This window comes from Nocardiopsis sp. MT53, assembly GCF_019598965.1.
Lineage (GTDB): Bacteria > Actinomycetota > Actinomycetes > Streptosporangiales > Streptosporangiaceae > Nocardiopsis > Nocardiopsis changdeensis.
On sequence record NZ_CP080599.1, the window covers coordinates 4,035,512 to 4,060,910 of the forward strand.

Below are 25,399 nucleotides of genomic sequence, written 5' to 3' on the forward strand. Positions count from 1 at the left end.
GCGCGGTGCGGTGCCCACACGATACGCGTGACCCCCGGGACGGGGGAAGGGTCATCGGGCGGTGAGCCAGCGCGCGACCGTGCGGCAGGTCGCCGGGTCGGCCCCGCCGACCAGCCCGGTGTGCTCGTACCCTCCCCGGTAGGGGAAGGGCGTGCCGTCCAGCCGGGTGAGCAGGCCCCCGGTCTCGGCCAGGACCAGGCCGGGCGCGGCCACGTCCCAGTCGCGCACGGGCACGTCCTTGACGAACAGGTGGGCGGTCCCCTCGGCGATCAGGCACAGTTTCAGGGAGATGCTGCCGCTCTCCAGGTAGCCGCCGTACCCGAAGCGCTCGGCGACCCGGGCGGCGATGCCGCGCGGCTCGGGGGTGTTGTCGGTGAGCACCCCGTGCCCGGGCGGGACGGCCGGGTGGCGGGGCAGGGGGACGCCGTCGCGGCGGGCGCCCCGGCCGCGCACGGCGGTGTACAGGGTCCGGGACTCGGGGGCGTACACGGCGGCGACCTCGGGGCGGTCGCCGATGACCAGGGCGGCCTGGGTGACGTACCCGGGGAACCCGTGCGCGTAGCTGGCGGTCCCGTCGACGGGGTCGATCAGCCAGTACCGGGGCGGCCGCTCCCGGGCCAGGGAGCCGGGGTCCTCCTCGCTGACCACGGGGATGTCCGGGTCGATCGCGGTGAGCCGGTCCGACAGCGCCCGGTGCGCCCGGGCGTCGGCCCCGGCCTTGAACTGGTCCCCCTCCCACACGCCCCGCAGGGCCTCGGCGTCCCCGCGCCATTCGCGCAGCAGGGCGCCGACCTCGGTGACCGCTCCGGCCACCGCCTCCGCCAGCGGGTGCGCGCTCCCGGGACCCTCCGCGGCCCCGTCGGCCGTTCCGCTCAACAGCTCGCTCACGGGTCCGCTCACCGCCCCGCGAGCGGGGTCGCCGGGGCCAGGGCGGGGTCCCGGACCGGGACGCCGACGGTCGCGGGCGCCGGGCTGATGCCGTGCGAGGTGAACTGCTCCTCGTCGATGAAGTCGTCGGTCCAGTGCCGCACCATGGCCACCCCCTCGCGCCAGTCGTCGGCGAGCCGCGGGCCGCTCCCCACGGCCTGGCCCACCAGCCCGGCGATCTCGTCGACCCCGGCGGCGGTGGTGAGGGCGGAGGTGGAGGAGAAGCGCGGGTTGATCTCGAACACCCGGGGCGCGCCGTCCCCGTCCAGGCTCAGCTGGACGTTGAAGGGGCCGTCGGCCCGCAGGGACTCCTGGACCGCCCGGCAGGTCTCGATGACCGCCTCGTTGCGGCGGGTCACCGCGTACTTGGTGACGCCCTGCTTGAGGACGACCTCCTTGGGGACGACGGCCTGCACGCCGCCGTCGCGCCAGACCACCACGGACACGGTGTACTCGGGCCCGGTGATCCGCTCCTGGACGATGAGCTCGTCGGCGGGCAGGCCGCTCTCGGCCACGACCCGGGCCAGGTCGCCGACGGAGTCGACGAACCGCACCCCGCGGCTGCCCCGGCCGCTGCGCGGCTTGACCACCAGGCCCCGTGCGGCGTCGAAGGTGTCGGTGGGCCACTCGGAGGCGAGCCGGGTGCGGGGGACGCCGATCCCGGCGGCGTCGAGTTCGCGCATGAGCCGGTACTTGTCCAGGCAGGTGGCGACGAACCCGGGCAGCGGCAGCAGCACGGCGACGCCGTCCTCGGCCAGGCCGCCGACGTGCAGCAGCTCCTCGTCGACCAGGGGGACGACCGCGGCGGCGCCCTCCTCGGCGCACAGCGCGCGCATGCGGGGCAGGAAGGCCTCGCTGTCGCCCGGGGGGACGAGGTGGCCGCGGTCGGCGAGGTACAGGCCCGGTGCGGCCGGGTCGACGTCGGTGGCGACCACGCGGTAGCCCCGCGACCGCAGGTGGAGGATGGTGCCGGGGGTGGGCGCCGACCCCGCCGTCGTCACCACGATGGTCGGTTTCCTCGAAGACTTCTCTGGCACCGGACGAATCCTTCCAAGCCGTGTCGGGCGGATCGCGGGGGATGGACCGAGAGTAGTCCGCGGCGGGCGCGATGGCCCGTCATTGGCCGGTTCCGGCTCGGCGGTGAACCGCGGGAGCCCCTCGCGCGTGTATCCATCGGCCCCCGGGAGGAAGAGGGCCGAGGGCGGGTGCTCTCTGGGGAGAGGACACCCGCCCTCGACACGCCGTCCGACCGTCCTACCTCTGTTCGTAGACGGGGGTGACGACCGCGCGCCCGATGGAGTGCGAGAACAGGTTGAACCCGAGGAACGCGGGGCTGGCGGAGGCGTCCACGGACAGTTCGGGGACGTCCACGGCGTGCACCACGAAGAAGTACCGGTGCGGTCCGTGCCCGGCCGGCGGGGCAGCGCCGATGTAGCGGTGGGACCCGGCGTCGTTGCGCAGGGTCACGGCCCCGGCGGGCAGGGCGCCGGACTCGCCGGACCCGGCCCCGGCGGGCAGCCCGGTGACGTCGGCGGGGATGTTCGCCACCGCCCAGTGCCAGAACCCGCTCGCGGTGGGGGCGTCGGGGTCGAAGCAGGTCACGGCGAAGCTCCGCGTCCCCTCGGGGGCGCCGCTCCAGGACAGCTGCGGCGAGACGTCCTCGCCGCCCGCGCCCATGATCCCGCTGACCTGGGCTCGGGGCAGGGCGCGCCCGTCGGCGACGTCGGCGCTGGTCACGGTGAACGACGCGACCGGGGGCAGGAAGTCGTAGGGGGAGGGTGGCACGGCCACGGTGAGGGGCCTCCTTCGTTCGTTGCTGTTTCTCGGGCCCTACGAACATACGCTGGTGCGCGACCGCGCGTCCCGGCTCCCGGCCGCCGTGTCGCGGGGCCGCCCGAAGACGGCAGACCGACCGGGCGGTATGGTCGGGGGTCACCGGCACGGACGACACCGACAGGGAGCCACCATGACCAGTCGCTGGGGCATGACCGTTCCGCTCGAAGGGATCCCGCTCCCCGACCAGAGGGCGGTCATCGAGCGGATGCCCGACCAGGGCTACACCGACCTGTGGTCGGCCGAGGCGGGCTCGACCGACGCGTTCACCCCCCTGGCCCTGGCCTCGGTCTGGGCCCCCGACCTGCGCCTGGGCACCGCCATCGTGCCCGCCTACACGCGCGGCCCGGCGACCCTGGCGATGAGCGCCGCGACGCTGGCCGCGGCCGCGCCCGGCCGGTTCGCCCTGGGGCTGGGCACCTCCTCCAACATCATCGTCGAGCGCTGGAACGCCGTCCCCTTCACCGAGCCCTACAAGAAGGTCCGCGACACCGTCCGCTTCCTGCGCGAGGCGTTCACCGGTGCCCGGGTCAAGGCCGACTACGACACGTTCTCCGTCCAGGGCTTCACCCTGGGGGCGGTGCCGCCGCAGGCCCCGCCGATCCTGGTGGCGGCGCTGCGCCCGGGCATGCTGCGGCTGGCCGGACGCGAGGCCGACGGCGCCATCATCAACTGGCTGTCCGCCGAGGACGTGCGCACCGTGGTCCCCTACGTGCACGAACAGGGCGAGGGCAAGGAGATCGTCGCCCGGATCTTCGTCATCCCCGAAGCGGACCCGGACACCGCCCGGGGCATCGGCCGCCGGGCGATCGCGGCCTACCTCAACGTCCCGGTCTACCGGGCGTTCCACGAGTGGCTGGGCCGCGAGGAGCTGGCCCCGATGTGGAAGGCCTGGGAGGAGGGCGATCGCAAGGGCGCGCTGGCCGCCATCCCCGACGCGGTGGTGGACGAGCTGATCGTGCACGGGCCGGCCGGGTACTGCCGCGAGCGCGTCGCCGCCTACGTCGAGAACGGGGTGACCACCCCGGCCCTGGCCCCGATCCTGCCGCCGGGGGCCGACCCGGCCCGGGCGGTGCGGGCCCTGGCCCCGCGGGACTGACCCCGCGGGGACCGGCCCCGTTCGGCCCGGGACCCTCCGAGCGGCCCTCAGGGCCCTTCGACGGTCCCGGGCAGCCGGCGGGCGCGCAGCACGAGTTCGAGCTCGAACCGCTCGCCGGGGTCGCGCAGCCGCGCACCGAACAGCTCCTCCAGCCGCCGCATCCGGTACCGCACGGTCTGCGGGTGGATGTGCAGCCGCTCGGCGGCCTCGTTGGCGTTGGACCCGGCCTCCAGCCAGGCCAGCAGGGTCTGGGCCATCCGCTCCCGCTGGTGCGGGCGCAGCTCGGCCAGCGGTGCCAGCCGGGACCGGGCCATCGCCGACAGCAGGGCGGGGTCGCGGGACAGCAGCAGCGCCAGCAGGTGGTCGTCCCAGCGCACCAGCCCCTCCCCGGGGACCGCGCCCGAACGCACGAGCTCGGCCAGTTCCCGGGCCCGCTCCAGCGACTCCGGGACGCGTTCCAGCGGCACGCTCGGCCCCAGCACCGCACAGGAGCCCCGCAGCGACCGCTCCAGGGCCCGCAGCCTGCCGGGGCCCTCGGGGTCGGGCACCAGGGCGCAGGGCTCGGGGCGCTCCAGGTCCACCAGGGCGTCGGGCGGCAGCGACGGGGGCAGGGCGTCGGGCCGGGCGGCCCCCTCGCCCGCGGGCCCGGGGTGGAGCAGCACCACGGCGGCGCGCTCGGGCGTGCGCCAGTGGGCGCCGCGGGCCAGTGCCGCGACCGCCGCCGGATCCCGGCCGACCCCGGCCAGCAGGGCCTCCAGGAACCGGGTGCGGCGGTGCCGGGAGGCGTCGGCGCCCGCGGCGCTCACCCGGGCGTGCCCCTGGGCAGCGGCCTCGCCGAGCTCCTCCTCGAAGAGCAGGACGGCCTCGCCCAGCGGCCCCAGCAGGTCGCGGGACAGGGTGTCGTCGTCGGACAGGACGCGCCAGACGGCGGCGGCGATGACGCGCATCCCGGCGTGCAGGCGCTCCAGGCCGCGTCCGTGCCCGGCCTCGTGGGCGCCGAACGCCCGGAAGCGCGCGAGCAGCGCCTCGTCGGGGCCGCGGCCGGTCCCCAGCCGCTCCATGAACCCCTTCACCCCGATGTCGAGCAGGCGGCGCGCCCCCGCCTTCGCGTCCGGCGCCACCAGGGCCTCGCCGAGCCTGTGGTGGATGCCGGCGAGCGCCTCCTCCACCAGTACCGGTGCGAGGGAGCGCATGCGGGCGCCCACCTCCGGGGGGATGTCGGAGAACGGGTCCGTGCGGCCGCTCTCCCGCGGGGGACGGGTCATGTCTCCTCCGGCGCGGACGCACGGCGGAGCCGTCCGTGGCACGCCCGCGCGTGCTCCGTGCGCCAGAATCGGGGTGCGCCCCGCCGAGGGTGACGGGGGACACATCCATACCACCAGAGCCGCGTTCCGGGGACAAGCCCGGCCCCCCGGTAACGCGGTCCCGGACGGTACCGGACACGCGAGGGGCCCGTCGCCGGTCCGGCCGGCGGCGGGCCCCTCGCGTGTCCCGCGGTGCTAGACCACCGCTCCTGCCAGGGCCACGATGATCGGCCCGGTCAACGGCAGCAGGATGTTGGAGATGGCGTAGGTGATCGTGTACGCGATCACCGGCACCGTGTTCCCGGCCGTCGACACCACCTGGCTGATCGCCGGGGTGCTGCACTGCTGTCCGGCCACCGCGCCGATCAGCAGCGGCGGCTCGATCCTCATCAGCCTGCGGCCCACGAACAGCGAGATCGACGCCGGGATCAGCGTGGTCAGCACCGCCGCCACCGGCAGCATCACCCCGTAGTGCTGCACCAGCTGCCAGGCCGAGGGGCCCGCGGACATGCCCACCGCCGCGATGAAGGTGGCCAGCCCCAGGTCCTTCATCGTCCCGGCGGCCGCCGGGTGCAGCGAGCCGAAGGTGGGTCGCCGGGCCCGCAGGTAGCCGAACACCAGCCCGGACAGCAGCGCCCCGCCGCCGGTGCCCAGGGTGAGGTCGGCGCCCCCGATCGGGATGACGATCTGGCCGACCAGGATGCCCAGCACCAGGCCCAGGCCCAGGTAGACGAAGTCGGTGGTCTTCTGGGAGACCACCGGGTACCCGAGCTTCTTCTCGACCGCTCGCACATCGGCGGGCGCCCCCACGACGGTGAGCACGTCGCCGGTGTGCAGCCGGGTCTTGGGCAGCGCCGGGATCTCCTGCTCGGTGCGGGTGAGCCTGCGGATGAACACGGCCTCGCGCAGGTCGGCGCCGAGCACCTCGCCCAGCGACTCCAGCGGCAGGTGGTCTGTGCCGCGGTGGGTGAGCACCACGTCCAGGCTCTGGAGGACGGTGTCGGGCTCCTCGGCCTGCTCGGGGCCGATGACCGACTCGGCGCCCACCAGCGCCGCCCGGCGGCCCACCAGCACCAGCAGGTCGCCGGTGCGCACCCGGAACCCCGGGTCGGGGCGTTTGACGGTCTGGTCGCCGCGGCGCACCTCCTCGACGGTCGAATGGCCGTTGAGGGAGGCGTGGATGTTGTCCACGCTGCGCCCGTCGGACTGCTCGACCCGGTAGGCGCGGCCCACCAGGTCCGGCAGCGCCGGGGTCTCCCCGTCGGCCCGCTCCCGGCCGCCGCTCATCTTCTGCCACAGCTTCGCCGACTCCTCGCGCAGGTCGAACCGCATGATGCGGGGCGCGATCTGGCTGGTCAGCAGCACGATGGTGATGAGACCGCACAGGTAGCTGACGGTGTAGGCGGTGGCGACGTTGTTCTGGAGCTCCGTGGTCTCGTCGGCGGACAGGCCCAGGCGGCCGATCGCCTCGCTCGCCGTGCCCAGCGCCGCCGACTCGGTGGCGCCGCCCGCCATCAGCCCGGCGGCGGTGCCCTGGTCCAGTCCCAGCAGCACCGTGAACACCAGGACCACCCCGATCACCGAGACCACCTCGATGATCGGGAAGCCCAGGTAGCGCAGTCCCTTGCGGTTGAGGTTGGCGAAGAACTGGGGCCCGCTGCTGAACCCCAGGGCGAAGATGAACAGCGCGAACGCGAGGTTCTTGACCCCGTCGTCGAGCTGGGCTCCGGTCAGGTAGCCGATGACCAGCGCCACCAGCAGGGTGCCGCACACCCCGCCCAACCGGATCGGTCCGAACGGCACCTTGCCGAACGCGTACCCCAGCGCCAGCGCGGTGAACAGCGCGATCTCCGGGGTGTTCTGGAACAGGTCGGTGATCCAACCGCCCACGGCGGCCTCCTCACGACTCGGGGCGGCCCAGGCCGTGTCCTTCGAATGTCCGTTCCGCACCGGCCCGCCCGCCGCCCGCCATCACCTCGGCGGACGGTCCGGCGGCCGCGCCGCCGCCGGGCGGCACGGGAGGACACTCGAGAACAGGTCCTAGGCGCCGTGGGACGAAGTGAAGCGGCGGTGGTACTCCTCCCCGATCTCCCGCAGGGCCCGGCCGATCCGGGTGTAGGCGTCGTGGTCGAGGTTGGCCAGGCTGACCCGGACCGACCAGGCCGGTCCGTCGAAGCCGCCGCCGTTGAGCAGGACCACCCCGTCCTCCTCGGACAGGCGCAGCACCGGGTCCACGGGCTCGTAGTTCTCCCTCATCCAGGCCGCGAACTCCGAGCCCCAGTGCTGCTCGGCCCAGTACAGGAGGTCGAGCTCGACGTAGTAGCCGGCCCGCAGCGGGTTGTCGGGGAACTCCACGCCCAGGCTCTCCGACAGCGCGGCCAGCCTGCGGCGCAGCACCTCGTTGACGGGCCCGTGGTACTCCTCCGGCGCGTGGGTGAGGGCGAACAGCGCGAACAGGGCCATCTGCACCTGCTGGGGCGTGGACAGCCCGGCCGTGTGGTTGAGCGCCACCGAGCGGCTGTCGGCGACCATCCGGTCGATGAACTTCATCGACGCCGGGTCCAGGGTGAGGGAGGCGTAGCGGCGCCGGTGCGCCTCGGCGTCCTCCCCGCTCATCCGGGCGATCTGCGCGTCCACGGTGTTGTCCGGCTGGAGCGCGATGACCCCCAGCCGCCAGCCGGTCGCACCGAAGTACTTGGAGAACGAGTACACGCCGATGGTGTTGCGCGGGCACACCTCCATCAGAGAGGTGAAGCCCTCCACGAACGTGCCGTAGACGTCGTCGGTGACGATGACCAGGTCCGGGTTGCGGTTCTCCACGATGTCGCGGATGCGGTCCAGGGCCCGCTCCGACAGGGCCACCGACGGCGGGTTGCTGGGGTTGACCAGGCAGACCATGCGGACCGAGGGGTCGGCGAGCTTGTCCAGTTCGGCGTCGTCGTAGTCCCAGGTGTGGAAGCCGTCCGCGGTCCCGCGCGAGGCGCTGACCTCGACGACGTCGAAGCCGTACCGGTCCAGGTGCGGGATCTCCAGGTAGGGCGTGAAGATCGGGGTCATCAGCGCGATCCGGTCGCCCGCCCGCAGCACCCGGTTCACCTGGAGCGAGTCGAAGACGTAGCACATGGCGGCGGTGCCGCCCTCGACCGCGAACAGGTCGTAGGGGGCCTCGGGCTGCCGGCCGCCCATGGCGTGCACCAGGTACTCGTGCACGGACTTCGCGACGAACGGCAGGATGCGGTCGGGCACCGGGTAGTTGTCACCGATGATGCCGTCGACGAGTTCGTGCAGGACGGCGTCGGAGCGGTCGTGCGTCACCCGGTTGAGGATCCGCCGCAGCAGGTCGGCGCCGGGCTCCCCGGCGTTCTGGTCGAGGAACACCGAGAAGCGCTCGGTGATGCCCTCCCGTCGGGGCATGCCGGCGACGGCGGGCCACTCGTTCCAGGCGGCGCGGCTCTCCAGGACGGCGAACCGGCCCAGGAGGAAGAACGCCTCCCGCGGCGGCGCGGCGGTCCAGTTGGGGTTGCCCCGGCCGGCGTTGAGCATGGCGTGCGCGGTCTTGCGCTGCTCCGCCTCGGCCAGGTCGATGAGGTGCCCCTTGAGCTCGAAGGGGCTGAGCCCCTCCAGACGGCGCTGGGATGCGCGGTCGTCCTCCAGGTGGGTCATTCCGGTTCCCCCGATGGTCGTCACTCGAAGTGAGTGCGCAGTTGCCATGCGTGCGCCATCAGGGCGTGCCCGGCCCGGGGTCAAGGAGAACCGAGCCTCCCGCCATGCTTTGGCCGGGAGAGCGGGGGTGCCGGGTCAGCCGAACAGGAGGTAGCCCAGCAGCATGCCGCCCGCCACCACCACCAGGGCGGCCGCCGACCACAGCCGCTGGACCCCGGCCCCGCCCCGCTCCGGGGCGGCCGGGGCGGCGTCCGTGCCGGATCCGGGCGCGCGCTCGTCCAGGCGGCGGGCGCAGCGCTCCATGAGCCCGCCCGCGACCTCGGTGAGCACGGGCTCGGTCCAGCGGGTCAGCCCTCCGGCCAGCTCCAGGTCGGTGGTCACGGACACGACGGTGTCCTCCCCGCGTTCGCGCAGGCCGGCGGTGATGAGGGCCGAGCCGGTCCCCTCGCCGCGCCGGGACCGGCCGGTCGCCTCGACGACGATGCGGCGCGCGCCCTCGTCCTTCTCCACCAGGCGGGCGGTGCCGTGGCAGGCGACCACGGCGGGGCCGACCTTGATGCGCGCCTCGGCCAGGTGCGTGTCGCCGTCGGTTCCCACCAGGCGTACCCCGGGAACGCAGGGGACGAGGGACTCCACGTCGGTGAGCAGTTCCCAGGACCGCTCGACGGGCGCGTGGACGACGAATTCGTTGTTGATCCTCATGGGGGTGCTCTCTGTTCGGGCCCTGGGGGAGGAGGGGACCCGGCGGGCCGTGTCCCGGGTCCGGTGCGGCGGCAGGTCCTGCGCCCTGGGGCGGTGTCGCCGATGATACGGGCCGCGCCGACCGGGGGTTCCCGCGCGCCGGAACAGGGTCCGCCTTCCGGAGGGACCGCCCGCCCGGGCGGCGGACGCCCCGCGGCCGCCGGTTCCGGGCCCGGTGTCAGGTCCCGGTGGACTCCCGGGGCCGGCGGTCCCGGTCGGCCGGGCCGGGGGCCGGGGCCTCCCCGGGTTCCGCGGCGGGTTCCCGGCCGGGGTCCGCCCCGCGCCCTCGCACCGGGATGAACAGCCCGACGACGGTGCCCGCGGCGCAGGCCGCCACCCCCGCCCACAGCGCGGCGTCCATGCCCGCGCCCGACGGGTAGGGCACGCCGTCCACGGTGACCGTCAGCGAGGCGAACAGCAGGGCGAGCACCGCGCTGGCCGAGGAGGTGCCCAGGGAGCGGACCAGGGAGTTGATCCCGTTGGCGGAGGCGGTCGCGTCGCGGGGCACCGCGCCCATGATGAGGACGGGCATGGCCGCGAAGGAGACGGCCGTGCCCACGCTGACCAGGGTGCTCCCCAGGACCGCGTTGGCCAGGGAGCCGGGGGCCAGGACCCGGCCCAGGTAGGTCAGCCCCATGACGGCCAGCCCGAACAGCAGGGTCGGCTTGCCTCCCCAGCGGTCGAGCATGCGGCCGGCCACGGGGGAGAACACCAGCATCATCAGCCCGCTCGGCACCATGAGGAGCCCCGCGGTGACCACCGGCAGTGCCAGGCCGTACCCGGTCTCCGCCGGGACCTGGAGCTCCTGGGTGAGGACGAGGCCGTTGAGGAACATCGCGAACCCGGTGAAGTACGACGCGACGTTGGTCAGCAGCACCGGCGGCAGCACCGCCGTGCGCAGGTCGACCATGGGGGCGCGGGTCCTGAGCTGGAGCGGGATCCACAGGGCCAGGAACAGCAGCGACACCCCGGTCAGGACGAGCACGCGCGGTCCGCCCCAGCCCCAGGCGGCGCCCTTGGACAGCACCAGGAGCAGGCCGACCAGGACGACGGACAGCACCAGGGCGCCCAGGACGTCGAAACGGCCCGGGGAGCGCTGCGGCGACTCGGCGACCGCCAGCCGGATGAGCACGGTGAGCACGGCGCCGACGGCCGCGGTGGACCAGAACAGGGACGTCCATCCGAACGCGCCGTAGAGCACCCCCGACAGCGGGAGCCCCAGCGCGCCCCCGATGCCCAGGGTCGCGCTCATCAGGGCGATGCCCCCGGCCAGCCTCTCCCGGGGCAGCTGGTCGCGCATGATGCTGATGCCCACCGGGATCAGGGCGGTCCCGAACCCCTGCATGGCGCGCCCCACCAGGAGCGGCAAGAAGCCCCCGCCGACGGCGGCGATGAGGGACCCGGCCGTCATCACCGCGAGCGAGACCAGCAGCATGCGGCGCTTGCCGTACATGTCGGCCATGCGGGCGACGATCGGGGTGGCCACGGCGCCGGTCAGCAGGGTGGCGGTGACCAGCCAGGAGGCGTCGTCGGCGGAGACGCCCAGGATCCGGGGCAGGTCGGGGAGCAGCGGTATGACCAGGGTCTGCTGGAGGGAGACGATCATGCCGCAGAGGGTGAGGACACCGGTGGTGAGCCGGACGGGCATCCGCGGTGCGGACGACATGGGGCCTCCGGGGAGGGGGGTGAACAGGCGTTCACCGCCAGGGTAAACACCGTTCAACCCGATGGACACCCCGGCGGTCGAACGTGGCGCGGATCACCCGGACCCCCCGCGGAATCGCGTACGCGCTGATACGTCGCACGCTGTACGCCGTGTCGCCGCCCCCCGCGGATACTGGCCGCACGGGCGAGGAGCGGAGGGGCCATGGACACGGCGGGGACCACGGAGAAGGCGCGGCCGGGCGGACGGGAGCGGTCGCGGCGGGCGCCGCGGCGGCGCGCGGGCAGGCTCGGGCCCCGCACTCGCAAGGCCGTCCTCATCGTCCACATCGCCGCCTCGGGCGCGTGGCTCGGGCTCGACCTGGTCCTGGGGATCCTGGTGGCCACCGCGCTGCTGGGCGGCGACGGGGCGGCCCTGGCGGTGGCGGTGGCGGCGTTCGCCACCTGGCCCATGGTCGCGGTCGGCGTCCTCACCCTGGCCAGCGGTGTGGTGCTGGGCCTGGGGAGCAGGTACGGACTCGTGCGCTACAGATGGGTGCTGGTCAAGCTGGTGCTCAACGTGGTCCTGGTGTTCCTGGTGGTCGTCGCGCTCTCCCCGCAGGTCGGGGCGCTGGCCGGGGAGGGGCGGGCGGCGCTGGCCTCCGGAGGCGACCTGGCCTTCGACCCCGGGATGCTCTTCCCGCCGGTGGTCTCCTCCACGGCGGTCGCGTTCGCCATCGCGATCTCGGTCGTCAAGCCCTGGGGGCGGACCCTCCGCGGCCGGACGGCGGCCGGGGGTCCGGCTCACTGAGGCAGGGCGCGCACGAGCTCCAGGTCGTCGGGCGTCACCTCGAGCAGGGCGTCGTCGAATTCGTGGTGGCGCTCGACGTACCTGGCGACGTAGGGGCAGACGGGCACGATGCCCAGGCCCAGGGAGCGGGTCTCCGCCAGGGCCTCGGCGACCAGCGTGCCGGCCAGACCGCGCCCGGAGAAGCGCTCGTCGATCTCGGTGTGGAAGAAGACGCGCCGCCGGTCGTCGGCGTCCACGAACTTCGTGAACCCCACGACCTCCCCGTCGACGCTGATCGTGTACCGGTCCGCTGCTTCGGCCACAGTGGCCCTGCCGTCCGCCATGGGCCCATCATGCCCCCGCCCGGCCCCCTTGTGCCGGTACGGCGCGCGGCCTAGAATCTTGAACACCGTTCAATTATTGAACGCCGTTCAGAGAGGAAGGCGCCGATGAACGGACGACTGCTGGCACCCGACTTCGCCCGGGGCGGGATGCTCCTGCTCATCGTGCTGTCCAACACCGCGATCTTCTTCCACGGGGTCGCCGCCGTCGAAGGCGGGACCTCGGCGACCCCGGTGGCCGACCAGGTCGTCCGCTTCGCGATGATCGCCCTCCTCGACGTCCGCGTGTACCCGCTGTTCGCCTTCCTCGTCGGCTACGGGCTGGTCCGGGCCTACCAGGCCAGGTCCGCCGAACTGGGGGAGGACGCGGCGCGGGCCGTCATCCGCTCGCGCAACCGGTGGCTCGTCGTCTTCGGCCTCGCGCACGCGGCGCTGCTCATGGGCAGCGAGGTCCTGGGCGACTACGGCGTCATCGGCCTGATCCTGTGCGCGGTGTTCCTCGGCCGCGGCGAACGCCGGCTCAGGGCCGCGATCCTCACCGGAGCGGGCCTGCTCGCCGCGGTCCTGCTCGTGTCGGCGGCCGTCCTGGCCGCCTCGGTGGTCCTGCCGTCCACCGGGGCGGCGCCGGCGCTCGAACCGAGCGCGCAGGAGCTGAGCCTCAACGGCTCCGGCACCACCGACTACCTGGAGTCCGTGGTCACCCGCCTGTGGGGCTGGGTCTTCCTGATGGTGTTCGCCAACGGGCTCGGGGTCGTGATGCCCACCGCGATCCTCATCGGCATGTGGACGGCCCGGAGGCGGATCCTGGAGGAGCCGCACCGGCACCGCCGCCTCATCACCACGACGGCCGCCGTCGGGGTGGGCCTCGGGCTGGCGGGGTCGCTCCCCTCGGCGCTGGCGTACGCGGGCGTGTTCACCCCGGCGTCGGAGGCCGCGGAGGCGGCGCTGTTCCTGCTGGCCTGGACCTCAGGGCTCGCCGGCGGGCTGGGGTACGCGGCCCTGTTCGTGCTCGCCGCCGGGCGTCTCACGCGGGGAGGCCGCACGCCCCGGCCGGTCGCCGCCGTGGCGGCCCTGGGCAAGAGGTCCCTGAGCGGCTACCTCGCCCACTCGATGGTCATGGCCCCCGTGCTCTCGCTGTGGGGGCTGGGCCTGGCGGCGCACCTGACCGAGGCGACCGCCGCCCTGTTCGCGTTCTGCCTGTGGCTGCTCACCGTCGTCGTGGCCGCCCTCATGGAGAAGAAGGGGATGCGCGGACCGTTCGAGGTGCTGCTGCGTGGACTCGGCGCCCGCGCGGCGCGCCGCCGGACGGAGGCGGCGCGCTAGATTGGGCCGGTGCCGTCGACATCCCCACCCCGCCGCGGCCCGCGCCGCAGCCTGACCCGAGAGCGCATCGTCGACGAGGCGATCGCGGTCATCGAGGCCGACGGGCTGCCCGCCCTGTCCATGCGCCGCCTCGCCGAACGCCTCGACGTGGCCCCGGGCACCCTGTACACCTACGTCGCCAACCGGACGGCGCTGGAGACCCTCATCCTGGACGCGGTGGTGGCCCGCGACGCGCTCCCGCACGAACAGCCGGGGCCGTGGTGGCACCAGCTGGAGGAGTGGGCCCGGCGGGACCTGGCCGCCTTCCGCGAGCGGCCGTGGATCCTGGATCTGCGCCGGTCCGCCCGCGGCGTCGGCCCGGCCCTGATCACCTGGCTGGACTCGGCGCTGCGGGTGTTCGACGGCACCGGCCTGCCCGAACAGGTCAAGCTCGACATCATCGAGGCCCTGGACGCCTACGTCTGCGGGGCGGCCACCAGCGACGCCCAGTCCGGAGAGGACGAGCGCGTCGCGGCCCCGGAGTTGGCCGCCGAGGTCGGGGAGGCCTACTCCGGCGCCCTCGCCCTCCAGCGCGCCGTGGAGGGCGGCGCCCTCACCTCCCACGAGGGCCAGTTCGAGTTCGGCCTGCGCTGCCTGATCACCGGCTTCCGCGCCATCGCCGAGGAACACGGGAAGGCCGGGGAGGGCCCCTGACCGGCTCCGCCGGCCCGGATCCCGCCCGCGGCCGCCCCGGGGCGGTGCCGGGCCGCGCGTCCCGACACACCGTGCGGGGGAGGGGCGGACGCTCCGCTCCCTCCCCCCGGGCCGGCACCCGGCTCCGCGCGGTGCCCCCCACTGCCGCGGCGGGCACCGCGCGGCGCGTGCGGCGGTGGACGGTATGTCAACCGTCGGCGCTGGACGGGATGACGGGATCGGCCACCGGCCGGGCGAAGGTGTTGCGGAAGAGCCGGACCTCGGTCTTCCTGCTCTTGTAGTAGCCGACCGTGTGGTAGGAGGTGGTGGCGAAGTCCAGCCTGCCGTCGCCGTTCGCGTCGAGCACGGCGATGTGGGCGGTGGAGTCCCCGCTCACCCACTCGCGCACGACCACGCGGCCGGTGGAGTCCGCCTTCAGGTAGAGGACGCCCTGCGTGGGTTCGTTCGGATCGCTGTTCTGCGGTCCGCGCATGGCGATGAGGAACTCGTCGTCGCCGTCCCCGTCGAAGTCCGCGGCCACGACGTGGTGCCCGACCGCGTCGTACGACTTCTTCGGCCCCTCCTCATCGGATTCGATCGGCTGGGGGAAGACCTTCACCACCCGGCGCTCCCACGGCCGCTCGAACGGGCTCCCCGTCCCCCAGGGGCGGGTGTAGACCGCGACGGTGTTGCCGTGGAAGGGCTCCACCGTGACGATGCAGGAGGCGGCCTGTCCTCCGATCCGCCCGACGGCGACGTTGCCGCTCCCGCCGAACAGGGGGGTCTCCTTGTAGTTCGGCGGCCTGCCGATCTCCTGTGACGCGCGCGGAGGGACCCCGTCGCCGATGTGCCTGCGGATCCAGACGCCGTCCCGCCCCGGCCCGATCCAGTCCAGGCCGCTGTGGGAGGCGACGACGAACGACTGGAGGTCGGGCCGCGGCGTGCCGGGGAAGCGCCCGGCGACGACCGCGTGGATGATCCGGAACTTCAGCCGGTCCAGGCCGGGGGCCGACGCGGGCCTCCACTCCCCGGCGGGGTCCGCCGGGATGTCGTAGAGGACCGGGCTGTAGGGCGTGAGGAACCCCTTCTCCCCCTTCTCGGCCTCCGGCGTCCCCGGCGCGGCCCTGCCCACGACGGGGAACGCCGCCAACTGGAGGCCCTGTGCCGGGTCCCTGGTGAATCCGCCCAGGCGCACCCGGTGGGTCGCCACCAGCGAGGCCACCTCCTTCCGCGTGTACGCCCCGTTCGCGTCCGGCTTGAGCCAGGAGATCTTCCCGTCGTCGTTCCCGCAGCCGAACATGCACTGGCCGTAGTTGTGGCAGACGACGAGGTCCGGGTGGGGGCCGGTGCCGAGGCGGGCGTGGTCCAGCGCCACCGGCTTGTTCAGTCCCCCGGTGCCGAAGTCGAAGACGTCGCTCCGGGTCCAGGAGCCGTTGGAGTGCCCGTACCTCTCCACCTTCTGCCTCGTCAGCCCGGAGGTCACCAGCCCCGCCCCGGTCCGGTGGACCCAGTAGCCGTCCCCGGTGTCGGAGGCGATGGTCTCCGGGGTGAAGGCGGGCCGCGCGTGGGCCGTCATCACGATCCCCCCTTCGGGGAGGGCTTCGCGCCCCCGAGCAGGCTGTTGACGGTCCGGTAGGCGTCGACCGCGTAGTCCTTGGGCGTCTTCCCGTGGTGGAAGTCCGCGAAGGTGGGCTGCTCGGCCTCCACCACGAGCCACTTGCGCCACTTCTTCTGCGGGTCCGGCGCCTGGCCGGTCTTCTTCCAGCGGTCCTCGCGCGCGTAGTCGACGTCGTCCAGGGCCTTCAGCACCTTGTCGAAGGGCACCGTCCACTTCCCGTCGGAGCCGGGGACGGTGAAGATCCCGGCCTTCACCCCGTCCTTGAAGGAGGTCTTCGCCAGGTCCAGACCCGCGAACCTGTCCGGCCTCAGGTCCTTCAGGTGGATGTGCTTGATCCGCTCACCGTGCCGGTGCACGGCGGCCACGGGGTCGCCGCCCGCCCAGGTGAGGTGGCCGGTGTCCAGGAGCAGGTGGACGTACGCGGCGTCGGTGCCCGCCATCAGGCGGTCCATCTCGGGCTGGGTCTGCACGCCGGTCCCCATGTGGGGGTGGTAGCACAGGCGGAACCCGTCGGCGGCGGCCCGCCTCCCCAGCTCGTTGAGGCCCTCCACGAGGGCGTTCCACTGCTGGTCGGAGAACCGGTTTCGCTGTTTGAGGGGCACGTGCGGCCGCAGGTGCACGGCGTTGCCGAACTCGGCGGCCCCGATGTTCTGCACCCCGCGGGCCGACCACTGCCCCTTGTTCGCCTCGTAGAAGTCCAGCGTGCGCCGGTGGCCTCCGGCCGTGGTGAACCAGGTGCTGATCCAGGGCTCCGTGACGTGGAACTCCCGGCCGCTCGGCAGCCCGGCCGCCGTCAGGAACGCCTTCCAGTCGGCGGCGTCCTTCGGGAAGTCCCGGTCGTCGCTGCACCCGGTGAACCCGGTCGCGATGATCTCCTTCAGGCACTCCTGGGCCGTGTAGTACTGCGTTCCGTTCGCGTCCGCGGTCAGGTCCGGGAAGTCGGCGTTGCGCCATCCGGTGGGCGTGATCCCGATCCGCACACCCGTGAGGATGCTCCTGTCCGTGTTGCTCTCTGCCATGACGCCCCCTTCAGCTCTGCGTGCCGGCGTTGAGGACGCTGAGCACGTCCTGGACGGCCACGTGCGCCATGGCCATGCTCGTGTGCGTGGGGTTGCCCGCGTTGCCGAACGGGTGCAGGCCGTTGCCGCCCAGCCAGAGGTTCGAGGTCCCGCACACCCTCGACCGGGGCGTGACCACGTGGTCGCGCTCCTCCGTCACGTGGGCCCTGCCGTCGTTGGCGGGGTCGCTGCCCATTCGCGTGGTCCCCGCCACGTGCAGCGGCAGCCCCGGAACCAGGAACTGGGGCTCCGACCCGGGCATGAAACCGCCCAGGTGGGAGGCGACCTTGATCATGTCGGCCATCATCATCCCGGCCGTGTGCCGCTCCTCCTCCGTGAGCTGGAAGTGGAAGGTGGGCTGGGGCATGTCGAAGGAGTCGACGTTGCGGAACTTCAGCACGCCGTTCTCGCGGTAGCGCTCGCTGAACTCCACCCGGTTGGCCGCCCGGGGCCGGGACAGGCCGAACCAGCGCAGGTCGACGATGAGCCGGGTGTCGATGTTGGGCGGGACCGCCCCGTAGCTGAACGCGTCGCGGTGGATCTGGCAGTGCCAGGGGCGCGCGGTCGAGGCCGGGATGTACAGGTTCGGCTCCGGCTCGTCCTTGGGGAACGGGATGGGGTCGGCCGGGGCCTTGCGGAAGTTCTTCTGGTTCTCCTTGAGGACCTTGCGCTGGGCGGCGCGGTAGGCCGCGACCCGGGCCTTCGCCTGCTGCGCGAGCGGCCTGTCCTTGTCCCCGGTGACCTCGTCCAGGTGCCTTTCCAGGCCGTCCAGGTGCTCCTGCCGGAGCACCACCTGGCAGAAGGCCATGGGCTGCTCGGTCATGTACTTGCCGATGGGCAGGTTGAGCTTCTCGTCGAGTTCGGAGGCGTACAGCAGCTGGGCGGTGAGGACCGGGCCGCAGGCGATCACGTAGGCCCCGGCCTCGACCTCGGCGGTCTTGCCGAGATCACGCAGGTTGCGCAGGTGGACGCGCTTGACCTTCGCCGGCGCGGAGTCCGAGCCCCCCTCCAGTTCGATCCGGGTGGCCTGCCACTCGGCCCGGAGCGTGAACTCGGCCTCGCCGTTCCCCTTCTTCCACGCGGGGTCGGCGAGCCCTCCCAGCACGGTGTCGGCCGCGCTCCAGGTGACGAACTCCCGGTGGCCGTGTTCGTTCTCGTCCGTGCGCCGCTGCACCGCGAGGGGCAGCTCCGAGACCTGGAAGCCGGCGTCCTGGTTGAGGACCTTCTTCACCAGCTGGTGCCGGGCCGAGTGCCGGTAGGCCTCGGTGGTGCGCTTGAGCACCTCGGCCGAGTGCGCGTAACCGCCGTTGAGGTCCTGGTCGCCGAGCGGGTAACCGATCTCGTTGCCGTTCTCGTCCACCCAGGTGCGTTCCAGGGCCTTGTCGAACTCGGGCATCGCACAGGTCCAGTGGGTGGCCATCCCGCCGACCGCGTAGGTGGCGGCGTAGGCGCCGAGGTTGTCCTCCTCCCTCTGGTACGGGTTCTGGTTGTTGAGCACGAAACCCGCGTACTCCTCCGTGTCGTAGCGGTAGGAGGAGGGGTCCAGGGTCGTCGGGATGTCGCTTCGGGTGGACACCGACAGGGGGTGGAGGTGTCCCTTGATGACGTTGACGAACTCGTCGATGTTGCGCTGGTAGAGGAAGGAGTTCTTCTGGTGCTCCCCGTAGCGTCCGGCCGTCTGGGGACCGGCGTCCACCATCAGCACGTTCTTGCCCTGGGCGTGCAGGTCGCGGGCGAACAGTGCCCCGATGGGGCCCGTGCCCACGACGAGGACGTTCGGAGTGAGTTTCTCCGCCACTGTGTTCTCCTCTTGGTGCTCCGTCGTCATTTTCCGGCGCGCCGGTAGTACCTGTAGGCCTTGCTGACGGTGTCGCCGAGGACCAGGCCGGCGTTGTCCCCGCGCCTGAGGTGGGCGTCCATGCTCACCGTGGCCGCGGCCCCCTCACCGGCGGCCTGCGCGATCCGCTGGACCGACGCGGCGCGCACGTCGTCGGCCGCGAACAGGCCCTCCTCGGTGGTCTGGAAGGCCAGGACCTTCGGTTTCTGGTTCTCGGTGTCGGGGTCCTCCTCACCGTTCGGCTTGTACTTGCGGGGATAGGGCCAGGGGATCTGTTCCGTGAGGACGAAGCCGTTCCCGTCCCGGGCCACACGGGCCGCGTTCGGGTTCCGGCCATCGGGCGGGCGGAGCCATTCGGTGGCGGGCACACCGCCGATGAGCGCGAAGACGAAGTCCGCCGGGATCGCCTTTGTCGGAGTGGCCGACCGTGTGGGGCGGATGACCACGTGGGAGAAGGGCCGGATTTCCCCGGCGACGAATTCCCGAACGGTCCATTCCTTGTACAGGGTGACCTTTTTCTCCGTGGCGAGCGCTTCCACCTCCTCCCGGAGGGGGCCGCCCATGCTCAGGTCCGACCGGACGACCAGGATCACGTCGGCGACCGCGCTGAAGAGGACGGCCGCGCGCTCCGCGGTGTCGCCCCCGCCGACGATGACGACCTTCTTCCGGGCGCCGCCGGGGCCGGGCCGGAGGAGGTCGGCGTCCCCGGGGAGCGCGTCGTAGTACAGGCCCCGGTCGACGTACTTCTCCTCGTCCTGAGCGCCGATACGGCGCGGCCTGCGCCCGCAGGCCGGCAGCACCATGCCCGCCGAGTAGGTGCCGGTGGCGCCGTCCTGGTCGCGCCAATGGACCCGGTACCTCTTGAGCCGGACGTTTCCCTGCCCGAGGTCCACCGTGAGGATCTCGCGCTCGAGCGCGGTGGCGGTGACCGTGGGCATCCAGTAGGTGTACCGGGACCGCACGACCTGGGACAGGGCGCGCCGGATCAGGCTCGGGGCGGAGATGCCGCCGGGGAAGCCCAGGTAGTTCTCGATGCGGTTGATGCCGGTCCCGGCCTGGCCGCCGGGCGCGTCGTCCTCCAGGACGAGGGTGCTGAACCCCATGGCCGCGGAGCTCACCGCCCCCGCGAGCCCCGCCGGGCCGCCGCCCGTGACGACCAGGTCGAACCGCTGGCCCTCCCCGCCCCTCTGGAAGAGCCCCAGCTCCTTCGCCAGCGTGGTGAGCGAGGGGTCGGCGTGCACCGTGTGGTGTCCGGACCCCCATTCGATGAGGACCCGGATCTCGTCCGTCGGGGTGCCGCTCGGGAATGCGAGGTGGTTGATCCGGTTGAGCGCCAGGAACCGCTTGGTGCGGTGCGCGCGGGGACTGAGCCGGTCCCCGAAGACCACGACCAGGGGGTACTCCGGCACGGGTTCGGGCAGGAGCCTGCGCGTGAGGCGGAGGGCGAGGTCCTCCGTCTCGGAGGGGCGGTGGAGCAGGGCCACGGGCTCGTCCCGGAGCGCGGCGAGGTACTCCGGTGTCACGTCCCCGATGCCGTCCGGTGCCGGGGGCCGTGCGGTGAGCAGGAGGGTCTCGGCCACGCCGGCCTCGTCCGGGGCGTCGCCGAGGGCGCTCAGCGCGGTCCGCCCGGTCTCGCCGGCCACCGCGTCCTCATCGGCGACGACGACCACCTGTGGCGGTTCAGCGGAGGCTTCGGAGGGCAGGGCGCGGAGCGCTTCGCGCGCCCGGTCCAGGTCAGGGGTCGTGATGAGGCGGGCGTCGTTCCCGAGCCGGTCGTCGAGCGTTTCCCGGAGTGCTCCCAGGCGCTGCCGGTCGGGGTCGGAGAGGACGACCACGAGTTTCTCTTCGGACAACGGTCACACCGTCCATGCTGCGGAGAGGGCGGTTCCACGGGAATGGGACGCGGGATTTGCCGGTGGGCCCGGGCGCCGGGCATTTGATGAAACCGTAACAGCGAAAAAGCGGAAAGTGTCGCCGAAGAAAAAAATATCTCGCTTTTCGGGTGGGCCAAAAAAAGGAGTGGAGATTCTTCTTCTAAAACAGCGGAATCCTCAGTCGCAGAGAAGCCCTAATGTGAACCCAAAGGGAGAATTAGGCATAAGGTGCAAAGGGTTTCGTTGCCAGATGGTCCGGTGGGGGCGGGGGTGGGGGATCGACCTCTGGGAAGAGAGATCGGCCTGACATGGCAGGGCAAAGAGGGGCATTCGACGCGGGTCGCCGCGTGCGGGGGCCGGGGGAGGGTGCGGGGCCTCCCGCGCGCCGGCCTGCCGGGACGCGAACGAAGAACGTGCGTCTTACGTGCTCTCCGAAAACAGGGGACCTGTCCGCCGGCACCCGTGATGCGTACGGGCGCCGTGCCCTGGACGGCCGTTTCCGAGCGTTCGCGGGCCCCGGGAACCCGGGGCGGCCGGCCCGGTCACGGCCCCCACATGACGAACGGGCCGGAGGTGTCCTCCGGCCCGCTGCGTACTGGTGGGCGATACAGGATTCGAACCTGTGACCTCTACCGTGTCAAGGTAGCGCTCTAACCAACTGAGCTAACCGCCCGCGTGAAGCGATGTGAGGTGGAGACGGGATTCGAACCCGTGTAGACGGCTTTGCAGGCCGCTGCCTCGCCTCTCGGCCACTCCACCGAGTTCCACGCGGCCACCGGGGTGGCCGCGCGTCTCCTCCGAGCGGACGACGGGATTCGAACCCGCGACCCTCACCTTGGCAAGGTGATGCTCTACCAGCTGAGCCACGTCCGCTTGTCGACCGGCCCGGCCTCGTTCCCTCGGTCGTTGCCCTGTCGCTGGTTAGAACTTTAGCGGAAAGTCGTCAGACGGCAAATCGGGTTTGCGCGGGCCCCGGCCCACACGCTGGGAGGAGGTGGAAACGCCGCCGTCACAGCCCCGGGTGGACAATGGTGGCCAGGCCGCTGACGACGGGAGGGCGACGCCATGGGCGGGTGCGGATCGGACCGCGGGGGGCCGCTGGACTGGCCGGCGGCCCGGGACCGCGCGCGCGGTGCGGGGGAGCGGGCGGCCGCCGCGGTGCGCGAGGTGCCGCTGGCGCAGGCGCTGGGCGCGGTGCTGGGCGCGGACGTGCGCGCGCTGACCGGGGTCCCGGCGTTCGACGCCTCCGCCATGGACGGCTTCGCGGTGGCCGGTCCCGGCCCCTGGAAGCTGGTGGGGGCGGGCCTGGCGGGCGCCCCGGTGGCCGCCGCGGGCCTGGCGCCCGGCGAGGCGGTGGAGATCGCCACCGGCGCGCGGGTGCCCAAGGGGACCGAGGCGGTCCTGCCCTACGAACTGGCCGAACGCTCCGGCGGCCGCGTCTCGGGCCCGGTGCGGGCGGGGCGGCACGTGCGCTGGACGGGGGAGGAGACCGCCCCGGGCGAGACGGTCCTCACCCGGGGACGTGCCGTGGGCCCGGCGGTCCTGGGCCTGGCGGCCTCCCTGGGCCACGAGACCCTGCCGGTGCTGGCACCCCGGGTCGGGGTGCTGGTCACCGGTGCCGAGGTCACCACGTCGGGCCTGTCCGGCGAGGGCCTCGTGCGCGACGCCATCGGCCCGATGCTGCCCGGCCTGGTGGCGTGGGCGGGCGGCCGGGTGGCGCGGACGGTCCACCTGGACGACGACCGAGGCGCGCTGGCGGAGGCGATCGCCGCCGCCGACACCGACGTGCTCGTGGTGTGCGGCTCCTCCTCCAAGGGCCCCGCCGACCACCTGCGCTCCGTGCTGGCCGACCTGGGCGCGGAGGTCCTGGTGGACGGGGTGGCCTGCCGCCCCGGGCACCCGCAGCTGCTGGCGCGCCGGGAGGGCACAACGGTCGTCGGCCTGCCCGGCAACCCCGGGGCCGCCCTGGTGGCGGCCCTCACCCTGGTCGTTCCGCTGCTGTGCGCGATGGCCGGGCGCCCCGACCCCGCGGCCGACCCGGATCCGGTGCCGCTGGACGGGGATGTGGACGCCCATCCCCGTGACACCCGGCTGGTCGCCGTCCGCCTGGAGCGCGGCCGGGCCGTCCCGGTCGGCCACGACCGTCCGGCCAGCCTGCGCGGCGCGGCCCTGGCCGACGCCTACGCCGTGGTGCCGCCCGGTTGGAGCGGCGGTGCGGTCGAGCTGCTGCACCTGCCCTGAACAGGCGGGAGGCCCCGCAGGGCATCCCTGCGGGGCCTCCCGGGCCGGGGTCAGGACCGGTCGGCCGGCTCCTGCCCGTGCTGCTCGGCGAGCACCGGCGGCTCGGGCTGCTCGACCGCCGGGTTGCCCAGGCCGCGCAGCAGCAGCCATGCCTGGACCGCCGCCACCACCACGATCGCCACGGCGATCGCGCTGGTCATGTGCATGCCGCTGGTGAACGCGGTGCGCGCGGCCTCCATCAGCGCCGCCCCGGAGGCCCCGCCCAGGTCGGCGGCGGCGTTCGCGGCGCCGCCCAGGGTTTCGCGGGCGGAGTCCACCGCGTCGGCGGGCACGCCCTCGGGGCCGGTCAGGTGCGAGCGGTAGAACGCGGTCAGCGCACTGCCCAGCACGGCGACGCCCAGGGCCGCGCCCAGCTCGTAGGCGGTCTCGGAGATGGCCGAGGCCGCACCGGCGCGCTCGGGCGGGGCCGCCGACATGATGGCGCCGTTGGTGAGCGTCTCGGCGAACCCGGCGCCGGTCGCGATCAGCGCGAACCCGGTGGTCACGGCCGTCACGCCGAGCGTGACGTCGTTCACCGGCGCGATGACCAGCACCGCGAACCCGGCGGCGGTCACCAGCAGGGCCCCGCCGATCACGGTGGCCAGGCTCAGCCGGCGCGACAGCCGCACCGCCACGAGGCCGGCCAGGACCGACAGCGTCAGACCCGGGATCAGGACGATCCCGGCCCGCATCGGCGAGATGTCCAGCACCAGCTGGAGGTACTGGGTCAGGAAGAACAGGGACGACACCAGCGAGAAGACGATCATCAGGTTGGTGACCACCGCCACGCTGAACACGTGGTCGCGGAACAGGTCCACATCGATGAGCGGGTCGTCCAGCTTCTTCTGCCTGCGCACGAAGGCGTAGCCCAGGATCAGGCCGATCGCCAGCGAGGCGACGGGGACCACGGACAGGCCCTCGGTGGCGAGCTTCTTGACGCCGTACACGGCGGGCAGCATCGCGGCCAGGGACAGGGCCACGCTGACCGGGTCGAGGCGGCCCGCGTCGGGGTTGCTCGACTCGCGCACCAGCAGCGGCACCAGGACCAGGATCAGGGCCATCACCGGCAGGTTGATGAGGAACACCGAGCCCCAGAAGAAGTGCTCCAGCAGCCAGCCGCCCAGGATCGGGCCCAGCGCGGCGCCGCCGGAGAAGCCGGAGGCCCACAGGGCGATGGCCAGCAGCCGCTGGCGCGCGTCCAGGAAGATGTTGCGCAGCAGGGACAGGGTCGAGGGCATGAGCGAGGCGCCGGCGACGCCCAGCAGGGCGCGGGCGGCGATGAGGACCTCGGGCGTCGGTGCGAAGGCTGCCAGCAGCGAGGCGGCGCCGAACGCGGCCGAGCCGATCATCAGCAGCCGGCGGCGGCCGATGCGGTCGCCGAGCGAGCCCATGGTGATCAGCAGCCCGGCCAGGATGAAGCCGTAGACGTCGACGATCCACAGCAGCTGGCCCGCGGTGGGCGACAGCTGTTCGCTCAGTGCGGGTACGGCGAAGCCGAGCACGGTCGAGTCGACCGAGATCAGGATCACGGGCAGGACCAGGACGGCCAGCGCGGTCCACTCGCGGGGACCGGCCAGCGCGGGGCTGCCGTTGCGTGCGCGGTCGTGTCCGTTTCCGGCCTTGGCGGAAGTCATCTCTCCTCGTTACGTGTTCGCTGTTCCCGCGTTCCCGGCAGCGGCCGGGCGCGGCTCCGGCGGGATGGCGGGCTCCGGGCCGGAAGGTGGGGGACGGGAAGCGCTGTCGACCGTGCGGCGCGCGGGGCGCACCTCGGGGATTCTTCAACCGTCCAGACGGTACAGTACCGTCCAGCCGGTACAGTGTCAATCGTGAACACTTCCAACACCCGCGACCGCATCCTCGACGCCCTCCAGGAGATCCTCATCCGGGAGGGCTACTCATCGGTGACGCTCGAGGCGGTGGCCCGCGCCGCCTCGGTCTCCAAGGGCGGTCTGCTGTACCACTTCCCCTCCAAGGCCGCCATGCTCACCGGCCTCATCGAGCGCCTGTCCGTCCTGGCCGAGCAGGAGTTCCGCGAGGCGGTGGAGGGCGAGGAGGGCGTGGTCCGCGTCTTCCTGCGCACCTCGCTGCCGCAGAGCTCGGAGGAGCGCGAGCTCTACTGGGCGATCATCGCCGCGCTGCGCGGCCAGGACGACATGCCCCCCGAGGCCTTCGCGCACGTCCAGGACCTGTTCGACCGCTGGCGCCGCCTGCTCCACGAGGAGCTGGAGGACCCCGTCCTGGCCGAGATCATCCTGCGCGCCGGGGACGGGCTGTACCTGTCGGACATCGTCGGCCTGCCCCCCGCCGACCCCGCGCTGCTCCAGGCCGTGATCGACCGGCTGGCGGCCGAGTCCGACCGGGTCCGCCGCGCACGCTGACCCCTCCGGGCGCCCCCGGC

20 protein-coding genes and 3 tRNA genes are annotated in these 25,399 nt (G+C 73.2%); 6 read left to right on the forward strand and 17 right to left on the reverse strand.

The genetic code is table 11. The annotated features are described in order from the left end of the window. Positions 1-51: 51 nt before the first annotated feature. From K1J57_RS18020 to K1J57_RS18030, 3 genes are all read right to left on the reverse strand, one after another. Complete coding sequence (locus K1J57_RS18020) at positions 52-888, reverse strand: 3'(2'),5'-bisphosphate nucleotidase CysQ (protein ID WP_255646411.1); 837 nt, start codon at positions 886-888, stop codon at positions 52-54. 8 nt (positions 889-896) lie between these two features. Further along, on the reverse strand, positions 897-1,931 hold the full coding sequence (locus K1J57_RS18025; protein WP_220565628.1) for an ATP-grasp domain-containing protein: 1,035 nt from the start codon (positions 1,929-1,931) through the stop codon (positions 897-899). A 250-nt stretch (positions 1,932-2,181) separates the two neighbouring features. After that, positions 2,182-2,718 (reverse strand): YbhB/YbcL family Raf kinase inhibitor-like protein, encoded by a 537-nt coding sequence (locus K1J57_RS18030; protein ID WP_220559727.1) that lies wholly within the window; start codon positions 2,716-2,718, stop codon positions 2,182-2,184. 175 nt (positions 2,719-2,893) lie between these two features. Between K1J57_RS18030 and K1J57_RS18035 the strand changes: the two genes are divergently transcribed. Then, entirely contained in the window at positions 2,894-3,859 is a 966-nt protein-coding gene (locus K1J57_RS18035) for an LLM class F420-dependent oxidoreductase (RefSeq protein ID WP_220559728.1), read from the forward strand. 47 nt (positions 3,860-3,906) lie between these two features. On the opposite strand, the gene K1J57_RS18040 is transcribed toward K1J57_RS18035, so the two are convergent. The 5 genes from K1J57_RS18040 to K1J57_RS18060 all read right to left on the reverse strand — a co-directional run bounded on the left by K1J57_RS18040 (position 3,907) and on the right by K1J57_RS18060 (position 11,233). Next, positions 3,907-5,124, reverse strand: coding sequence for a CdaR family transcriptional regulator (locus tag K1J57_RS18040; RefSeq protein ID WP_220559729.1), 1,218 nt, complete (start codon positions 5,122-5,124; stop codon positions 3,907-3,909). A gap of 234 nt (positions 5,125-5,358) precedes the next feature. Beyond that, a complete protein-coding gene (aspT, locus tag K1J57_RS18045; RefSeq protein WP_220559730.1) occupies positions 5,359-7,053 on the reverse strand; it encodes an aspartate-alanine antiporter in 1,695 nt (564 codons plus the stop codon). Positions 7,054-7,203: 150 nt separating this feature from the next. Beyond that, the gene (locus K1J57_RS18050) at positions 7,204-8,826 is read right to left on the reverse strand and encodes a bifunctional aspartate transaminase/aspartate 4-decarboxylase (protein ID WP_220559731.1); all 1,623 of its coding nucleotides are present in this window, start codon (positions 8,824-8,826) and stop codon (positions 7,204-7,206) included. Between the two features lie 135 nt (positions 8,827-8,961). Continuing rightward, on the reverse strand, positions 8,962-9,528 hold the full coding sequence (locus K1J57_RS18055) for an SRPBCC domain-containing protein (protein WP_220559732.1): 567 nt from the start codon (positions 9,526-9,528) through the stop codon (positions 8,962-8,964). Positions 9,529-9,745: 217 nt separating this feature from the next. Beyond that, positions 9,746-11,233 (reverse strand): MFS transporter, encoded by a 1,488-nt coding sequence (locus K1J57_RS18060; protein WP_220559733.1) that lies wholly within the window; start codon positions 11,231-11,233, stop codon positions 9,746-9,748. A 201-nt stretch (positions 11,234-11,434) separates the two neighbouring features. Here K1J57_RS18060 and K1J57_RS18065 point away from each other — a divergent pair, with 201 nt between their 5' ends. Beyond that, positions 11,435-12,019, forward strand: coding sequence for a hypothetical protein (locus K1J57_RS18065; protein ID WP_255646412.1), 585 nt, complete (start codon positions 11,435-11,437; stop codon positions 12,017-12,019). On the opposite strand, the gene K1J57_RS18070 is transcribed toward K1J57_RS18065, so the two are convergent. Continuing rightward, positions 12,013-12,342: a GNAT family N-acetyltransferase gene (locus K1J57_RS18070; RefSeq protein WP_220559735.1), complete on the reverse strand. Its 330-nt coding sequence runs from the start codon at positions 12,340-12,342 to the stop codon at positions 12,013-12,015. The genes K1J57_RS18065 and K1J57_RS18070 overlap by 7 nt on opposite strands. 105 nt (positions 12,343-12,447) lie before the next feature. Between K1J57_RS18070 and K1J57_RS18075 the strand changes: the two genes are divergently transcribed. Together K1J57_RS18075 and K1J57_RS18080 are read left to right on the forward strand one after the other, a co-directional pair. After that, positions 12,448-13,662, forward strand: a complete 1,215-nt coding sequence (locus K1J57_RS18075; RefSeq protein WP_255646413.1) for a DUF418 domain-containing protein — start codon at positions 12,448-12,450, stop codon at positions 13,660-13,662. 9 nt (positions 13,663-13,671) lie between these two features. Further along, a complete protein-coding gene (locus tag K1J57_RS18080; RefSeq protein WP_255646414.1) occupies positions 13,672-14,355 on the forward strand; it encodes a TetR/AcrR family transcriptional regulator in 684 nt (227 codons plus the stop codon). A 187-nt stretch (positions 14,356-14,542) separates the two neighbouring features. Here K1J57_RS18080 and K1J57_RS18085 read toward each other — a convergent pair whose 3' ends face one another. The 7 genes from K1J57_RS18085 to K1J57_RS18115 form a co-directional block, all read right to left on the reverse strand. Beyond that, positions 14,543-15,910, reverse strand: coding sequence for a hypothetical protein (locus K1J57_RS18085; protein WP_220559736.1), 1,368 nt, complete (start codon positions 15,908-15,910; stop codon positions 14,543-14,545). Beyond that, positions 15,910-16,971 carry a TIM barrel protein gene (locus K1J57_RS18090; protein WP_220559737.1) on the reverse strand — a complete coding sequence of 354 codons (1,062 nt, stop codon included), beginning with the start codon at positions 16,969-16,971 and terminating at the stop codon, positions 15,910-15,912. The genes K1J57_RS18085 and K1J57_RS18090 overlap by 1 nt, the downstream gene beginning before the upstream one ends. 10 nt (positions 16,972-16,981) lie before the next feature. Beyond that, positions 16,982-18,808, reverse strand: a complete 1,827-nt coding sequence (locus K1J57_RS18095; protein ID WP_220559738.1) for a GMC oxidoreductase — start codon at positions 18,806-18,808, stop codon at positions 16,982-16,984. 26 nt (positions 18,809-18,834) lie between these two features. Next, positions 18,835-20,700, reverse strand: coding sequence for an NAD(P)/FAD-dependent oxidoreductase (locus K1J57_RS18100; protein ID WP_220559739.1), 1,866 nt, complete (start codon positions 20,698-20,700; stop codon positions 18,835-18,837). Positions 20,701-21,317: 617 nt separating this feature from the next. Beyond that, positions 21,318-21,394: transfer RNA gene (locus tag K1J57_RS18105), tRNA-Val, on the reverse strand. Positions 21,395-21,409: 15 nt separating this feature from the next. After that, a tRNA-Cys gene (locus K1J57_RS18110) sits at positions 21,410-21,480 on the reverse strand. Positions 21,481-21,521: 41 nt separating this feature from the next. Continuing rightward, a tRNA-Gly gene (locus tag K1J57_RS18115) sits at positions 21,522-21,594 on the reverse strand. A gap of 192 nt (positions 21,595-21,786) precedes the next feature. Here K1J57_RS18115 and K1J57_RS18120 point away from each other — a divergent pair. Further along, positions 21,787-22,962, forward strand: coding sequence for a molybdopterin molybdotransferase MoeA (locus K1J57_RS18120; RefSeq protein WP_220559740.1), 1,176 nt, complete (start codon positions 21,787-21,789; stop codon positions 22,960-22,962). 50 nt (positions 22,963-23,012) lie between these two features. On the opposite strand, the gene K1J57_RS18125 is transcribed toward K1J57_RS18120, so the two are convergent. Further along, positions 23,013-24,635, reverse strand: coding sequence for an MFS transporter (locus K1J57_RS18125; protein ID WP_220559741.1), 1,623 nt, complete (start codon positions 24,633-24,635; stop codon positions 23,013-23,015). A 192-nt stretch (positions 24,636-24,827) separates the two neighbouring features. Here K1J57_RS18125 and K1J57_RS18130 point away from each other — a divergent pair, with 192 nt between their 5' ends. Continuing rightward, entirely contained in the window at positions 24,828-25,379 is a 552-nt protein-coding gene (locus tag K1J57_RS18130; RefSeq protein WP_220559742.1) for a TetR/AcrR family transcriptional regulator, read from the forward strand. Positions 25,380-25,399: the final 20 nt, after the last annotated feature.

What these genes read in the sequence shown, in the direction of transcription:
- K1J57_RS18035 (WP_220559728.1), top strand. Translation starts at nt 2,894, where the DNA reads ATGACCAGTCGCTGGGGCATGACCGTTCCGCTCGAAGGGATCCCGCTC.
- K1J57_RS18040 (WP_220559729.1), bottom strand. Translation starts at nt 5,124, where the DNA reads ATGACCCGTCCCCCGCGGGAGAGCGGCCGCACGGACCCGTTCTCCGAC.
- K1J57_RS18065 (WP_255646412.1), top strand. Translation starts at nt 11,435, where the DNA reads ATGGACACGGCGGGGACCACGGAGAAGGCGCGGCCGGGCGGACGGGAG.
- K1J57_RS18055 (WP_220559732.1), bottom strand. Translation starts at nt 9,528, where the DNA reads ATGAGGATCAACAACGAATTCGTCGTCCACGCGCCCGTCGAGCGGTCC.
- K1J57_RS18075 (WP_255646413.1), top strand. Translation starts at nt 12,448, where the DNA reads ATGAACGGACGACTGCTGGCACCCGACTTCGCCCGGGGCGGGATGCTC.
- K1J57_RS18085 (WP_220559736.1), bottom strand. Translation starts at nt 15,910, where the DNA reads ATGACGGCCCACGCGCGGCCCGCCTTCACCCCGGAGACCATCGCCTCC.
- K1J57_RS18090 (WP_220559737.1), bottom strand. Translation starts at nt 16,971, where the DNA reads ATGGCAGAGAGCAACACGGACAGGAGCATCCTCACGGGTGTGCGGATC.
- K1J57_RS18070 (WP_220559735.1), bottom strand. Translation starts at nt 12,342, where the DNA reads ATGGCGGACGGCAGGGCCACTGTGGCCGAAGCAGCGGACCGGTACACG.
- K1J57_RS18050 (WP_220559731.1), bottom strand. Translation starts at nt 8,826, where the DNA reads ATGACCCACCTGGAGGACGACCGCGCATCCCAGCGCCGTCTGGAGGGG.
- K1J57_RS18060 (WP_220559733.1), bottom strand. Translation starts at nt 11,233, where the DNA reads ATGTCGTCCGCACCGCGGATGCCCGTCCGGCTCACCACCGGTGTCCTC.
- K1J57_RS18125 (WP_220559741.1), bottom strand. Translation starts at nt 24,635, where the DNA reads ATGACTTCCGCCAAGGCCGGAAACGGACACGACCGCGCACGCAACGGC.
- K1J57_RS18120 (WP_220559740.1), top strand. Translation starts at nt 21,787, where the DNA reads ATGGGCGGGTGCGGATCGGACCGCGGGGGGCCGCTGGACTGGCCGGCG.